This window comes from Stenotrophomonas pictorum JCM 9942, from assembly GCF_001310775.1.
GTDB classification, from domain to species: Bacteria; Pseudomonadota; Gammaproteobacteria; order Xanthomonadales; family Xanthomonadaceae; genus Stenotrophomonas; species Stenotrophomonas pictorum.
Map to the genome: position 1 here is coordinate 1 of NZ_BAZI01000037.1, position 14,669 is coordinate 14,669.

At 65.3% G+C, this 14,669-nt stretch carries 15 protein-coding genes, 1 tRNA gene and 1 pseudogene; 13 read left to right on the forward strand and 4 right to left on the reverse strand.

From position 1 onward, the window contains the following. From JCM9942_RS03905 to JCM9942_RS03910, 3 genes are all read left to right on the forward strand, one after another. Nucleotides 1-943, forward strand: a 943-nt coding sequence (locus JCM9942_RS03905; RefSeq protein WP_157722759.1) for a YifB family Mg chelatase-like AAA ATPase, incomplete at its 5' end; no start/stop codon positions are given. 79 nt (nt 944-1,022) lie between these two features. Continuing rightward, complete coding sequence (locus tag JCM9942_RS19600; protein ID WP_218185454.1) at nt 1,023-1,469, forward strand: hypothetical protein; 447 nt, start codon at nt 1,023-1,025, stop codon at nt 1,467-1,469. Then, a complete protein-coding gene (locus tag JCM9942_RS03910; protein ID WP_256202291.1) occupies nt 1,385-2,548 on the forward strand; it encodes an esterase/lipase family protein in 1,164 nt (387 codons plus the stop codon). Before JCM9942_RS19600 ends, JCM9942_RS03910 begins: the two co-directional genes overlap by 85 nt. Before the next feature lie 30 nt (nt 2,549-2,578). On the opposite strand, the gene JCM9942_RS03915 is transcribed toward JCM9942_RS03910, so the two are convergent. Further along, on the reverse strand, nt 2,579-3,349 hold the full coding sequence (locus JCM9942_RS03915; protein WP_054657784.1) for a bestrophin-like domain: 771 nt from the start codon (nt 3,347-3,349) through the stop codon (nt 2,579-2,581). A gap of 709 nt (nt 3,350-4,058) precedes the next feature. Between JCM9942_RS03915 and JCM9942_RS03920 the strand changes: the two genes are divergently transcribed. The 9 genes and pseudogenes from JCM9942_RS03920 to JCM9942_RS19965 form a co-directional block, all read left to right on the forward strand. Continuing rightward, on the forward strand, nt 4,059-4,727 hold the full coding sequence (locus JCM9942_RS03920) for a response regulator transcription factor (RefSeq protein WP_054657786.1): 669 nt from the start codon (nt 4,059-4,061) through the stop codon (nt 4,725-4,727). After that, a complete protein-coding gene (locus tag JCM9942_RS03925; protein WP_157722760.1) occupies nt 4,714-5,217 on the forward strand; it encodes a hypothetical protein in 504 nt (167 codons plus the stop codon). Before JCM9942_RS03920 ends, JCM9942_RS03925 begins: the two co-directional genes overlap by 14 nt. Next, nucleotides 5,217-6,101 carry a sensor histidine kinase gene (locus JCM9942_RS03930; protein WP_054657790.1) on the forward strand — a complete coding sequence of 295 codons (885 nt, stop codon included), beginning with the start codon at nt 5,217-5,219 and terminating at the stop codon, nt 6,099-6,101. Before JCM9942_RS03925 ends, JCM9942_RS03930 begins: the two co-directional genes overlap by 1 nt. Before the next feature lie 680 nt (nt 6,102-6,781). Continuing rightward, a complete protein-coding gene (locus JCM9942_RS18595) occupies nt 6,782-7,153 on the forward strand; it encodes an efflux RND transporter periplasmic adaptor subunit (protein WP_054657792.1) in 372 nt (123 codons plus the stop codon). Further along, on the forward strand, nt 7,153-7,413 hold the full coding sequence (locus JCM9942_RS18600) for an efflux RND transporter periplasmic adaptor subunit (protein WP_054657794.1): 261 nt from the start codon (nt 7,153-7,155) through the stop codon (nt 7,411-7,413). The genes JCM9942_RS18595 and JCM9942_RS18600 overlap by 1 nt, the downstream gene beginning before the upstream one ends. Nucleotides 7,414-7,417: 4 nt before the next feature. Continuing rightward, a complete protein-coding gene (locus tag JCM9942_RS03945; protein ID WP_083468397.1) occupies nt 7,418-10,627 on the forward strand; it encodes an efflux RND transporter permease subunit in 3,210 nt (1,069 codons plus the stop codon). Next, nucleotides 10,566-10,805 (forward strand): DUF3240 family protein, encoded by a 240-nt coding sequence (locus tag JCM9942_RS03950; RefSeq protein ID WP_256202292.1) that lies wholly within the window; start codon nt 10,566-10,568, stop codon nt 10,803-10,805. The genes JCM9942_RS03945 and JCM9942_RS03950 overlap by 62 nt, the downstream gene beginning before the upstream one ends. Then, complete coding sequence (locus tag JCM9942_RS03955) at nt 10,802-12,031, forward strand: TolC family protein (RefSeq protein WP_054657798.1); 1,230 nt, start codon at nt 10,802-10,804, stop codon at nt 12,029-12,031. Before JCM9942_RS03950 ends, JCM9942_RS03955 begins: the two co-directional genes overlap by 4 nt. 42 nt (nt 12,032-12,073) lie before the next feature. After that, nucleotides 12,074-12,281 (forward strand): annotated as a pseudogene (locus JCM9942_RS19965) (IS3 family transposase); the annotation flags it as partial. A 360-nt stretch (nt 12,282-12,641) separates the two neighbouring features. Here JCM9942_RS19965 and JCM9942_RS03960 read toward each other — a convergent pair. After that, a tRNA-Arg gene (locus tag JCM9942_RS03960) sits at nt 12,642-12,718 on the reverse strand. 165 nt (nt 12,719-12,883) lie between these two features. On the opposite strand from JCM9942_RS03960, the gene ubiA reads away from it, so the two are divergent. After that, nucleotides 12,884-13,783 (forward strand): 4-hydroxybenzoate octaprenyltransferase, encoded by a 900-nt coding sequence (gene ubiA, locus JCM9942_RS03965; RefSeq protein ID WP_054657800.1) that lies wholly within the window; start codon nt 12,884-12,886, stop codon nt 13,781-13,783. Nucleotides 13,784-13,860: 77 nt separating this feature from the next. Here the strand turns inward: ubiA and JCM9942_RS03970 are convergent, their stop codons facing one another. Together JCM9942_RS03970 and JCM9942_RS03975 are read right to left on the reverse strand one after the other, a co-directional pair. Further along, the gene (locus JCM9942_RS03970; protein ID WP_054657802.1) at nt 13,861-14,406 is read right to left on the reverse strand and encodes an HdeD family acid-resistance protein; all 546 of its coding nucleotides are present in this window, start codon (nt 14,404-14,406) and stop codon (nt 13,861-13,863) included. Nucleotides 14,407-14,478: 72 nt separating this feature from the next. After that, the coding region (locus JCM9942_RS03975; RefSeq protein ID WP_172675039.1) for a ComF family protein at nt 14,479-14,669 on the reverse strand (191 nt) is incomplete at its 5' end.

Below are 14,669 nucleotides of genomic sequence, written 5' to 3' on the forward strand. Positions count from 1 at the left end.
GGCCGATGTGCGCGGTCAACTGCATGCACGGCGGGCGCTGGAGATCGCCGCCGCCGGGTCGCATCACCTGCTGTTGCTGGGTTCCCCCGGCTGTGGCAAGACCCTGCTGGCCTCGCGCCTTCCCGGTATTCTTCCGGCGGCCAGCGAAGCCGAAGCGCTGGAAACGGCGACCATCACCTCGGTCAGTGGCCGTGGCGTGGACCCCACCCGCTGGCGCCAGCGCCCGTACAGATCCCCCCATCACACCGCCAGCGCGGTCTCGCTGGTCGGCGGCGGTTCGCATCCGCGTCCCGGCGAGATTTCCCTGGCCCACAATGGCGTGCTGTTCCTGGACGAATTGCCGGAATGGAACCGGCATGCACTGGAAGTGCTGCGCGAACCGCTGGAGTCCGGCTGCGTCAGCGTTGCCCGCGCCGCCCGCAGCGTCGAATTCCCGGCCCGCTTCCAGCTGATCGCGGCGATGAATCCCTGCCCGTGCGGCTGGGCCGGCGACAGCAGCGGCCGCTGCCGTTGTTCGGGGGAGAGCATCCGCCGCTACCGCGCGCGCATTTCCGGCCCGCTGCTGGACCGGATCGACCTGCACCTGCAGATGGCACGGCTGCCGGCCAGCGAACTGCGCGGCGATGCCGCCGCCGGTGAGTCCAGCGCCCGGGTGCGCGCACGCGTGGAACAGGCCCGTGCGCGGCAGCTGCAACGCGCCGGCAAACTCAACGCCCATCTGGATCAGGCCGAAACCCTGCGCGACTGCGCACTCGCATCGGCCGACCAGTCGCTGCTGGAACAGGCCATGGATCGTCTGCAGCTGTCGGCGCGCTCGATGCACCGTATCCTGCGCGTAGCGCGCAGCATCGCCGACCTGGCCGGAGCGCACGACATCCAGCGTCCGCACCTGTCCGAGGCGATCGGTTACCGCCAGCTCGACCGGGTTCCGGCGACCGCCTGAGCCCCGCGCGGCCTGCCTGTTCACGCAAGCCATGGCCAGCCCCGCGAAGATCGCCGCAACCGCCCCGGGGAGCCACGCCATGGAACGCCTGCACCGCCCGTTCTTTCCGATCATCTACGTGCGCGGCTATGCGATGACCCGCGGCGAGATCGTCGAGACCACCTCCACGCCGTTCATGGGCTTCGAGGCCGGCTCGACCAAGATGCGCCAGGCCCAGGACGGCTCCATCGTGAAGTTCGTGTTCGAGTCGCCGCTGGTGCGGCTGATGAAGGACTACGACTACCGCGACGTCTACGAGTCCGGTGCCGAACGCCGCGACCGCCTCTCGCCGCGCTGCATCGTCATCCACCGCTACTACGACCCGGCCGACCCGGCCTTCGGTGATGGCAAGGCGCCGTCCATCGCCGATGCCGCGCGCAGCTGGGCAGACGCATCCTCGAACTGCGCGACAGCGTCTGCGGCAGCAATGCCCAAGCGCGCCAGGACTTCCGCGTCTACCTGGTGGCCCATTCGATGGGCGGGCTGATCTGCCGCTGCCTGCTGCAGAACCCGGAAGTGGCCAGCGCCGAAGTCCGCGCTCTGGTGGACAAGGTGTTCACCTACGCCACCCCGCACAACGGCATCGACGTGGCCGGCATCAATGTGCCGCAGCTGCTGTCGCTCAACGACATGGACAACTTCAACCGCAGCACCATGGGCAAGTACCTGAAGGTGCCCAAGGACAGGGTCAACACGCTGGGCGACTCGGGCTTCCCGCCGGAGCGGCTGTTCTGCCTGATCGGCACCAACAGCCGCGACTACGCCGCCGCGCACGGCCTGTCCTCGTTCGCGGTCGGCTCGCTGAGCGATGGCCTGGTACGCATCGCCAACGCCTATGTGGAAGGCGCGCCGCGGGCGTTCGTCAACCGCAGCCACAGCGGCTACTTCGGCATCGTCAACTCCGAGGAGGGCTACCAGAACATGGTGCGCTTCCTGTTCGGCGACACCTGCGCCACCGCGCAACTGGAAATCACCGCGCTGGCGTTTCCGCCGGAAGTGGAGGCCGCGCGCAAACGCGGCAAGAACGTGGAGTCGGCGTACTACATCGAGGCCACGGTCGCCCCGCGCGGCGCCTACACCTACGAGCTGACCGCGCGCACCCAGGCCAACCAGTGCGCGATCCGGCGCGGCTATGAAGAGTTGTTCAATGCCGACGGCAGCCTGCGCGACGATGCCCGCGCGCCGGTGCTGTTCTCGGTGTTCCTGGACAGCGGCAAGATCCTGGCCGGCAGCGAGATCGCCTTTTCGGTGGACCTGGCCGTGTGCAACGCCGGCTACCAGATCGACGGGGCCCTGTTGCTCAAGCACCACATCCCCGCCGAATACCTGTTCCGCAACACCCTGGTACTGTTCGCCAAACCCGGCAGCGATGGCCACTGGCAGCTGCGCTACGTGTGGAGCGATGAGCACTGGGCCGGCGGGAGCAAGACGGCGGCCACCCCGGTGGCGGACGGTACCCGCATCATCGGTATCCGCCAGCACGGCGCCGAGGTGTTCGCCATCCCGGTGCGCTCGGACAAGGGCTTTGCCGCCGAACTGAAAATCTCGCTGGCGGCATGGCAGTGAGCGACGGCGCCGGGCATGGCCGCGCGGCGTTCAGTCCAGGCTTTGCTGCAGATCCAGCATCGGCGTCTGCGGCACGCTGATCCAGCCGGCGGCGGGATTGTCCAGATCGATCACCAGCGCCACCGCCAGTGTGATCAGCACAAACATCAACATGCTTGATTGCCGCTGCCGGCGCTGCTGGTAGCCGACCATGCCGGCAGCCATGACCGCATACAGGACCAGGATGCGCATGATCCGCACCGGGATGTGCGCCTGCCGCGTGGCGATGCGGCTGGCGGCCAGGTCGATGGAATCATTGGTGGTGGAGACCAGCAGCGAAGCCAGCGGCGTGGTGCGGAACGCGCCGGTGGCCGCGACCACCGTGCCCCACAGTTCGCCCTGCAGCGCCGTGGTCTGCTGGTAGATCCGCAGCTCCTCGTCGGCATCTTTGGCCGCACCGAAGGCGACCCGGTTGTCCACGTAACGGCGCAGCACCTGCCGCAGTTGCTGCCGCGGCCCGGCCTCGAGCAGATCGGCGCGCAACCAAGTGGTGCCGATCGCATTGGCCTCGGCGATCACCAGCTCACGGCGGGCGTCGTAGCGCTGCAACGCCAGCGAGAAGGTGAACCCGATCAGCAGCGCCAGCAAGCCGAGTACCGCCGAAAGCGCGAAGGTATCGCTCTCCTCCACGTCCGGATTGCGCTGCTCGACCTTGCGACGCAACCACGCGCCGATCTCGCGCGCGATGACCAGGACAATGAAGAACAGCAACGACACCAGCACCATCGGAAGATTGGGATACGGCGGGGCAATGAAGTCCATGGGCAAGACGCTCCGGTCGATTCATGTTCGGATACCACCAAACGGTCGGCGGACCGGTACCTGGCCTCCCCCGCACAGCGGCTTCACCGCCACCGGGCACCGCGGCTACCCCGACGTCACCACCATGCACCCCATGGCCGCCCGCAGACAATAGGTGACGCCACGCCCCAACCTACCTCCGCCCGACCAGCACCTACAATTCCCCGCCCTCCCCCTCCCGTGCCCCATGAACGATCTACCTCCCATCTTCACCGTCCCTGTCGGCCGCTACCAGCACGTCAGGCAAGGCTGATATGAAGCAATCGGGCTGGCCCGCAGCCGAGACACTGGAACCCCGTGGGCTTTGCAAGCCGATGTATGTAGACCTTGACCTCTCGGTGCGGCCATACACCATTTCTGTCGAACAGACCGACGTTGAAGGCGGCACACTCTCCCGCTTCGCATACCAATCCGACCGCCCGCAACTCTCCACCAAGCCGCCACGGCCTTGCTGCACACACGCCCCACGGTTCGGCAGGGAGCCATGTGCATTTCACAATCGTCCCTTCCAGGAAGGGACTAAAAAGATGCGTCAAACTCTGGCGCCAAAAAAAAACGTCAAGCTAGTCAATCAAATTATTAGTCAGAGATTTATGTTGCCACTTTGGTTACTGATGAATCCGCTATCCCCGGACGCCCCGCAAGCGGCGAAGCGACGAGAACTCCGTGCATGCGGCTGTTGATCGTAGAAGACTCGCAAGCACTGGCGCAGGCACTCGGAAACTCGCTTACCCGTGAAGGCTATATCTGCGACCACGCACAGGACGGGGAGCAGGCGCTGGCCTTCCTGGAGGCTTTCGACTACGACCTGGTGGTACTGGACTGGATGCTTCCCAAGCGCGATGGCATCTCCGTGCTGAGCGAAATGCACCTGCGCGGTTTGCGTGCTGGGGTGTTGATGCTGTCGGCACGCGACCAGGTGGTTGATCGGGTAGCGGCGCTGGATGCCGGTGTCGATGACTACCTGGTCAAGCCGTTCTCCACCGACGAGCTGCTGGCGCGCCTGCGGGCACTGGCCCGGCGGCCGCTTGAATCGCCCCCCATGCCGATGTTGCAGGCCGGTGAGCTGAGGCTGGACCCCCGCTCACGTAGGGTGTTCTGGCGGCAGCGCGATCTGGAGTTGACCCCAAAGGAATACGCCCTGCTGGAACTGCTGATGCGCCAGCCGCAACAGGTGTTTTCACGTGGCCATATTTTTTCCCAGCTCTATGACAGCACCAGCGACGTGTCCGACAAAGCCGTGGAGGTCATCATAAGCACGCTGCGCACCAAGTTACTCAAGGCCGGTGCGGACCAGCGGATCAAGACGCGGCGAGGCTTTGGCTATGTCTTTGAGTGAAGTCCGTGGCGACTGGTCGATACGGCGGCGCCTCGTGTGGCAGCTGACGCTAGCGATGGGCTTCACTCTGACCCTTGTGTTCCTTGTGCTGGATTACGCTATCGACCGCGAAATGTACGCGCGCCTGGATCACTTCCTTGACGTCCGCGCCAGCGCCTTGGCCTCGCAGCTGCAGGTGCGCACGCCGGAACAGGCGGCAAAGCTGCTGCCCGAATACGATCTGAGCGGCCACACCGACTTTTTCACCATGTATGACACCCACAAACGGCCGATCCTGCGCTCGGTCAATAGCCGCGGTCAGGCACTGCGGTTGCCGGAGGGTCCGCTTGGGCGATTGCGCCATTACGATCTGTTCCTGCCTGACGGGCATCCTGGCCGTGCCATCGTGTTGCGCGTCCCACGTGCCGAAGCCGCCACATCGGACTGGCTGGTGGTTGCCACCGAGCGGGGGGATTGGGATCTGGCCGAACGGCGCATCCACCTGGCCTGATGCTGATCATCGCAGCTGCTGTGGCGGTGGCAGTAGTGCTGTGTCTCTTGCTGGTACGTCGCGCGTTCCTGCCGCTGATCGAGCAGAGTGAACGGCTGCGGACGCTGCAGCCGGGCCAGCCACCACCACCGCCCGCCAGTGCCCTTCCGCACGAACTGGCGCCTTTCATCCGCACGCTGCACCAGGCCCTGCAGCGGCTTTACACTGCCGCCGAACGCGAACGTCGCTTCTCACGTGACATGGCCCACGAGCTGCGCACGCCACTGGCAGAGATCAGGGCCAGTGCGGAAAACGCATTTCACAGTAATGATGCATCGGCGACCACCGAAGCACTGGAAGTCGCCCTGTCGGCCACCGGCCGGATGGGTCGCGGCATTGCCACCCTGCTGGCGATGGCACGCTATGAGTCAGGCCAAATGCGTCCTGCGCTTGATCCTCTGGACCTGGTGCCGCTTCTACGCCAGCAGGTCCAGGCCCTGCGGCGCATTCCCGGGGCGGGCGAGCGCTTACATCTGGCCGCCAATCTGCCAGGACAGGCCTGGGTGCATAGCGACACCGGCATGCTGGAACGCATCTTCGCCAACGTTTTGCAGAATGCAGCCGAGTACTCACCCGAAGCCAGCATTGCCGAAGCCGGGATCGAGACGGCTGACGGGCAGTATTGGGTCTGGGTGCGCAATGAAGCCCCTGGCCTGCAAGTGGAGGACCTGGAATACCTTGGGGCGCGCTACTGGCGCAAGACCGCCCAGGGAGCCACCGCACAGCACACCGGTCTAGGCCTGGCACTGGCCAGGGCCATCGCAGGTGCACTGGAGGTCAGACTGGACTTCAACTTGGAGAACGGAAATCTGACCGGACGGCTCGGTCCTTTCCCGATACTCTGAACTGCGCACCGTTTCGGCCACCGCCGTGAACGCAGGCAAGGACTGATGAGGTGACCGAACCCACCCTCGCGGCGCCCTAAGCTTTCCCAAAGCTTGGGCCGGCACTATCGCGGCACTTTTCCCGGTGCGAGCGGTTCCGATGTCCTCCTCCTTCCTTGTCAGTGACTGGGTGCCGCTGTGATGCCGCAGCCGCACCGGATTTCCCGGATCACGCTATGGGCCGTGGCCATGGTGATCCTTGCGTTGGTGGCGGCGCTGTGGGGCTGGAGATCGTATTCCCGACCGGCAACCGCATCGGCCGCCCCGGCACTCGCACCACCCACAAGTGGAGTGCGGCTGGAGGCAATGCAGGCCGCCAGCTTGGGTATCAAGACCGAGTCGGCCGCCAGTACCGACACCGTGGCACTGACTCAGTTGCCCGCAGAGGCCATGCCGCCCCTGGCGGCCAGCACCCAGGTGACGGTGCCTTACGCCGGCATAGTGATACGGATACTGGCCGATGAGGGCCAGCGTGTTCGCCGTGGGCAACCGCTGTTGCGGCTGCAAAGCCGTGACCTGCTGGTGGCGCAAGCCGATGTACAGCGCGCACGGAGCCAGGCGGCGGTAGCCGACCAGCAGGCAAGACGCGATGTACTGCTTGCTGATGAAGGCATCATCCGGTTGCCCGCAGGGAACAAAGCTTGGCCAGCGCCGCCATCGCCCGGGCCAGCCGCCTGCAGGCCGAAGGAATGCTTTCACAACTGCGGGTCGTCAGTAGCGGATCGCCTGGCGAGTACGACGTGCTTGCCCCCCAGGACGGGCTGGTACTGCGGCGCAGCGCATCTCCGGGCCAGGCCATGGAAGCCATGGCACCGGCCTACGTGATTGCCGATGCCACCCGCATGGACATCATGTTCAGCGCACCTACGGGCTTGCGGGAGCAATTGCGACCCGGACTGGAAGTGACGCTTCCCGGCGGTGAGAGCGCGCGCGTGGTATCGGTCAGTGGCGATACCGACCGCAACAGCCAACGCCTGCGGGTGCGCGCACAGACCGATGAAGGCAGTGCCTGATGGCCGGACAGCAGTTCGCGGTAGTGCTCAAGCTGCCGGCGCCGGCAGGCGCATTGCGGGTCCCGCGCAGCGCCCTGTTGCCGCATCGCGACCAGCACCTTCTCTATGTCCAGCACGGCGATCTCTACCGTGGCGTGATCGCCGAATCGCTGGGTCATGACGATACCCACGCCGTGGTGGTGTCACCGTCGTTACAGCCGGGCATGCCGGTGGTGAGTCGGGGCATCAGTGTCCTCAAGTCATTGGCACCGTTGGAGTAACGCGATGCTCGCCCGGCTCATTGAATTCTCACTGCGGCAACGCATGCTGGTCATGCTGGGGGCACTGGCCTTGGCAGGGGCAGGAGTGTTCGCCTTCCTGAACCTGCCGATCGATGCCTACCCGGATATCTCTCCCACGCAGGTCAAGTTGATCCTGAAAGCACCGGGCATGACCCCGGAAGAAGTGGAAACACGGGTCATCGCGCCGCTGGAGATGGAACTGCTGGGCGTCCCCAAGGGCGTACTGCTGCGTTCAGTGGCCAAGTATGCCATCGCCGACATAACCCTGGATTTCGCCGAAGGAACCGAAATCTTCTGGGCGCGGCAACAGGTGGCCGAGCGCTTCGCCGGGGTTTCCGGCGAGCTTCCCGCTGGCGTAAGCGGCGGGCTGGCACCGATATCCACGCCGCTGTCCGATGTCTACATGTTCACCATCGAAGGCGGCGGACTGAGCCTGGAGGAGCGCCGCAGCCTGCTCGACTGGACCCTGCGCCCGGCGTTGCGCACCTTGCCCGGGGTGGCCGATGTCAACGTACTGGGCGGGGACGCAAAGAGCTTCGTGGTCACCCCCGACCGCAGTCTGCTGATCGCCAACGGCCTGCAGCAGAGCGACCTGGTCGATGCAGTGGAGCGCAACAACCGCAACGACGGCGCCGGCCGACTGCAGACCGGTGAAGAAAACCTGATCGTACGTGCCGAGGGAGCCATCCAGACGCTGGAGGACCTGGGCAACATCGTGGTACGCAGCGGTGCGGTGCCGGTACGCATCAGCGACATCGCCCAAGTGCGCGCACAGTCGCTGACACGCTACGGCGCGGTGTCCCACTATGGCAAGGGTGAAGCCGTCCAGGGCATCGTCGTCGCGCTGCGTGGTGCTGATGCATCCGCCCTGGTCGAAGCGATCGAAGAGCGCCTGGCGTCGCTGGCCTCCAGCCTGCCGGCGGGAGTGGAGATCGTACCGTTCTACGACCGCAGCCACCTGATCAAGCGGGCAGTGGGCACCGTGCAGAACGCACTTCTGGAAGCCACGGTGCTGGTGGTGCTGTTGCTGTTGCTGTTCCTGGGTGAATTGCGCGCCGCCATCGTGGTGGCGTTGATCCTGCCGCTGGCAGCGCTGTGCACGTTCCTGCTGATGCGCTGGACAGGACAGAGCGCCAACCTGATGAGCCTGGGCGGGCTGGCAATCGCCATCGGCATGCTGGTCGACGCGGCCGTGGTAGTCGCCGAGAACACGGTCAGCCGATTGGCACCGAGCGCACCGGGCGCGCATCTTCCCCGCCTGCACCGGGTGTTTGCCGCCACCTATGAAGTCGCCAAGCCGGTCACCGCCGGCATGCTGATCATCTGCCTGACTTTCCTGCCCCTGCTTACCCTAGAGGGGCTGGAAGGCAAGATGTTCGCACCCGTCGCAATGACCATGGTGTTTGCATTGGGCGCCTCGCTGCTGCTGTCACTTACCTTCGTGCCGGTACTGTCCTCGCTGCTGTTGAAGGAACGCGAGCACCATGAGCCTTGGCTGATGCGCAAGGCCGGTGCTGTTTACCGGCCGTTGCTGGAAAGCGTCCTGACCCACCCGGCTCGCGCGTTCGGGGCCGCCGGACTCGTGCTGCTGGTTGGCATCGGCGCGTATTTCGGGACCGGCAAGAGCTTCATGCCGACCATGGACGAAGGCGACATCCTGGTGCAGTTGCAGAAGTCCCCCTCGATCTCCCTGGAGCGTTCGCTGGAGTTGGACCTGGCGGTGCAGCAGGCACTGCTGGCAGCGGTACCAGAAGTTGAGAACATCATTTCGCGGGTCGGGTCGGATGAGCTCGGCCTGGACCCGATGGGCCTGAACGAAAGCGACATGTTCCTCAAGCTCAAGCCGAAGCGCGAATGGCGCAAGTCCGACAAGGAATGGCTCACCGGGGAGCTGCGCAAGGTCCTGGAGAATTTCCCCGGCATCGAGTTCGGCTTCACGCAGCCCATCGAGATGCGGGTTTCGGAAATGCTGACCGGCAGCCGCGGCGATCTGGCAGTGAAGCTGTTCGGTCCGGACTTGCGCACCCTCAACGCGCTTGCACAGCAGGTGGCAGCCACGATCGAAGCAGTGCCGGGCGCCGAGGACGTGTTGACCCAGGCTGCCGAAGGCATGGCCTACCTGCGCGTGGCCATGGATACACAGGCCATCGGACGCGCCGGACTGGCGACCGTGGAGGTGCAGGACGAACTGCGCACACAGCTTGAAGGTATGCCGGCCGGACAGGTCATCGAGCCCGGCCGGCGCACTCCGATCCTGGTCCGCGGTGGTGCCGACGTCAGGACATCGGCAGCACACTTCAGCGAAATGCGGATTGCACGCCGTGATGGGGGTGAAGTACCGCTTCGCTCACTGGCGCGCATGGAAGTGGTGACCGGCCCGGTGGCAGTGCAGCGCGAGAATGGCTCGCGCTTCTCCTTGGTGCAGGCCAATGTGAGCGGGCGTGACCTGGTCGGCTTCGTGGAAGAAGCGCGGGCGGCGGTGACCACACAGGTGCCGCTGCCGGCCGGCTATCACCTGGCCTGGGGCGGTCAGTTCGAGAATCAGCAACGCGCGGCGGCACGGCTGGGGCTGGTGGTACCGGTGGCTCTGGGCCTGATTTTCGTGGTGCTCTTCACGACATTCGGCTCGGCTCGGCAGTCGGTTCTCATTCTTTGCAACATCCCGTTCGCGCTGGTGGGCGGCATCATCGCGCTGTGGCTTTCCGGACAGTATCTGTCGGTGCCGGCCTCGGTGGGGTTCATCGCACTGCTGGGCATTGCCGTGCTCAACGGGCTGGTGCTGGTGAGCTGCTTCAACCAGTTGCACGAGCAGGGCATGCCCATCGAACAGGTGGTGCGCGAGGGCGCGCAACGCCGCGTGCGGCCAGTACTGATGACCGCCAGCATTACCGCACTGGGACTGGTGCCGCTGCTGCTAGCCAGTGGTCCGGGGTCGGAGATACAGCAGCCACTGGCCATTGTGGTGATCGGCGGACTGCTGACCTCGACCGCGCTGACCCTGCTGCTGATGCCGCCGCTGTACCGCCGTTTCGGCCTCCCCCCCTTTCCGACATTGCAGGTGCCGCATGATGCCCCGGGTTCGCCTCTGCCTGACGTTTCCCCGCTCGCTGGAAGCGACGATCAGCGATGTCCTGATCGCAGCCCCCGGGCTGCCGGGATTCACCCTCATCAGTGTAGAAGGCCATGGCGGTGATTTCGTCAACGCAAGTACCGCCGAGCGCGTTCGTGGCCGGATGGACCAGCGCGTGCTGTGGATGCTCGTGGACCAGGAAAAACATCAGCAGGTGCTGGCATTGCTGCGCGCCACAGTTGTTTCAAACCTCGTGCACTGGTGGCTGGAACCTGTTCTGGACGGGGGGCAGTTGGCATGAGTTTGCGCATTCTGTTGCTCCTGCTGGTCTCACCCTGTGCGTTGGCAGGGAACTACCTGCCCGATCCCGACCTGGTGGCCCAGAGCATCGCCCAGCAACCAGACGTGCGCGCCGCAGAAGCACGCGTGCGCGGCGCCCAGGCACAAGCGCGTATGCACACCGTGGGCAGCCATGAGTTCGAAGTGAGCGGTGCCCGGCAACGGCATAAGGTCGAGGAGATGTCCGGCATCGACCGATACGCGGAATGGGAGTTGCAGGTATCGCGTCGCCTGCGCTTGCCCGGCAAGGCCAAGCTGGACAGCGCAATCGGTCGCCATGGCCTGGAAGCGGCACAAGCACAGCTGGAGGACGCGCGGCACCAAGCGGCGCGGCGTCTGCTGCAGCGCTGGGTGGGATGGCTACGCGCCGCTGCCGTGGCCGAAGAGGCCGAGCGCCAGTACACCTCACTCCGGCGCGAGCGCGATGCGCTGCAGCGGCGGGTCGAACTGGGCGACGCCGCACACAAGGACCTGGACCTGATCGAGGTGGAACGCGCGCAGGCCGACGCACAGCGGCTTGCGGCCGATTCGGCGCGGGACAATGCGCGCCGGTCGATCGCGATCGATTTTCCACAGTTGCCGTTACCCGGGCGGCCACCGGCACTACCGGAGCCGGTGGCCTTGGCGGAAGACGATGCACTCTGGATCAAGCGCATCATCGACAGGAGCCACGAAATCGGTGCACTTGCCAGTATTGCGGAGCAGCAGGAAGCCGTGGCTGCGCGTGCACGTGCCGATCGCGTCCCTGATCCCAGCCTGGGCCTACGGGTCCTCAACGAACGCGGCGGTGCGGACAGCATCATCGGCGTGGTGTTTTCCGTACCCATCGGCGGGCGCTACAGGCGCGCCCTAGGTGCGGCCGAGACTGCCGAGGCCAGTGCACGGTACGACGACATCGCCATGATGACGCGTGAGATCGCGCGCGACGCCGAACTGGCTGTCAGTGACGCATGCAGCACATTGCGGCAATGGCGCGCGCAGCAGGCTGCACGTGAAGCCAGCCTCGCAGCCAACACCCGTCAACACCGCGGCTGGAAGCTGGGCGAGCTGAGCCTGGCGGAATGGTTGCTGGCAGAACGTAATAGCCGGCAGATCTCCTTGGCCGAAATCATGGCGCGCGCCGACGCGACCGAAGCGCACCTGCGCGTGTTGGTGGATAGCCATGAACTTTGGCATGCGAGGGACTGACAACACCGGGCACGCGCGTGGCTTGCGGTACATCGCCGAGCGGGCCCTTGGGCTGACAACGCGGCGTGTAAAGGCTTGTTCGGCCTGCTCAAACGCGAGCGGGCCCACCATACGAGCTACCCGATACCCGATGCCGCAAGCGCTGACCTGTTCGGATAGTCGAGCGGCTCCATGGCCCCAGGATGCGGCCAAGGGTAGCCAGGCAAGGCAGCAAGTGTTCAACCTCTTACAACCGTTCGTGATTTCGGGGTGGAACCCGAGGCACGGAGGAGGGGTGGAGGATGGGCACGAATGCCACCCACGCAAAGGGTGACGGCCAGCTAACAACAACGCATCACACCGATGCGTGGCCTTCCTGCATCAAAAATCAAGCGGTGATCGGGGGGACACGAAAACCTGGAGCTTCATGAGAAGGATGCCCAAGAACCCAGAAGATCCCGAGAATCCAGCCAAGAAATGCTTGGGTGCCCACTACGTGTCTTCCAGACAGGGCACGGAGGCTTCTACTCACGGCTTGGGGTTGACCAAAAAAGGCTGGGCACCAAGCGGGCACATGACTTATTAGTGCCAGTAGAAAGCGCGAGAGATCAGCGCAAACTATTGATTTTATTGGCGCGCCTGGAGGGATTCGAACCCCCGACCAATGGCTTCGGAAGCCACTACTCTATCCGGCTGAGCTACAGGCGCGTTTTTGACCGCTGACTTGCAGGAACAGCCGCGATGGCCGTTCCTTTGCCGTCCGGGTGACCGGGCGGACGCGCATTCTAACGGCAAATGCCGTCGCAGGTCTTCCCCTGTGCGAACGCCAGTGCCGGCAACGGCGGAATCCGGCGCAACTGCTAACCTTTGCCAATGAGTTACGAACGCTACGAACCGCCCGCCGCGACGCCTTCGCGGTTGGGCCACTACTGGAAACTGATGCGCGCCGACCGCCCGATCGGCACCCTGCTGCTGCTGTGGCCCACCTGGTGGGCGCTGTGGCTGGCCGCCGGCGGGATGCCGCCTCTGTGGACGCTGTTCGTGTTCAGCGCCGGGGTCTGGCTGACCCGCTCGGCCGGCTGCGTGATCAACGATTACGCCGACCGCTGGCTGGACCCGCATGTCAAACGTACCAGGGACCGGCCACTGGCCACCGGCGCCATCTCCGGACGGGCCGCGCTGATGCTGTTCGCCGGCTTGATGCTGGTCGCCTTCGCGCTGGTGCTGACGATGAACGCGCTGACCATCGGCCTGAGCTTCATCGGCGTGTTCCTGGCGGCCAGCTATCCGTACCTGAAACGCTTCACGCATCTGCCGCAGGTCTATCTGGGCATGGCCTTCGGCTGGGGCATCCCGATGGCCTTCGCCGCGGTGCAGGGCGAGGTGCCGGCGCTGGCCTGGCTGCTGTACGCGGCCAACATCCTGTGGTCCACCGCCTACGACACCTGGTATGCGATGGTCGACCGCGACGACGACCTGAAGGTCGGCTCGCACTCCACCGCGATCCTGTTCGGCGATCTGGACCTGGTCATCCAGGGCATCCTGTACACGCTGTTCTTCGCGGCGATGGCGCTGGTCGGGCAGCGTGCGCAGCTGGGGCCGGCCTACTGGGCCGGCATCGGCGTGGCCATGCTGCTGGTGGCCTACGAGTTCCGGCTGTGCCGCACGCGCCAGCGCGAGGCATGCTTCAAGGCGTTCCTGCACAACAACTGGGTCGGCGCGGTGCTGTTTGCCGGTCTCGTCGCGGCCCTGACCTGGCCGGCTGGCCGCTGAGCGCCTCATCTGTGACAACAAAAACGCCGCCTGACAAAGGCGGCGTTTTTGTTGCGGCTTGCAGTGCTACTCGATAATCACAGCGTGCACTGCCGCAGCAGCTTGATCCCGACCCACAGCTGCAGCACGCCGTAGAACAGCGCGCCCACCGCCACCCAGATCGCGATCGTGGCCAGGCCGATCCCCGGCCGGGCGAAGAACAGCACGCCCAGCGCCACCGCCAGCAAGCCGCTCAGGGCCAGCATCCACTCGCCATTGACCAGCTTGCGCACCTGCACCGCGAACACGATGCGGGCAATGCCGGCGATCACCAGCCACAGCGCCAGCAGCCACAGCATCGCTTCGGCCATCTGCGCCGGCTGGCTGATCGCCAGCGCACCGAAGCCGATGGAAACCAGCGCGTACAGCAGCAACACCCAGTTGGGCAGCGCCACGTTCTTGCGGAAAATACTGATCAGGCTCACCACGCCATCGGCCAACGACAGCGCGCCGAACGTCAGCACCATCGCCAGCACCGACACCGCCGGCCACAGCAACGTGCCGATGCCGAAGGCCAGCGCCAGCACCCCAAACACCACCAGGGTCCAGCCACCGCGTTTCACCTGCTGCGAAAGAAGGTTCATCCCACCGCTCCTGTGTGAAAGACGTTGCCAGTGGATACGGGTGATCACCTGGCCGATCAAGTATCACCGCGATCAGGGCACGCGCGCACAAACCCAGGCATCCACCCGTTCCACCCCGGCCCGGCGCAGAGCGCTGGCCGCCGCCTGCAGGGTTGCACCGGTGGTCATCACATCGTCGACCAGGGTGATGTGGGCCGGCAGCGGGGCGGTCACGGCGAAAGCGCCACGGACATTGCGGCGGCGCGTGGTGGCATCCAGCTCGG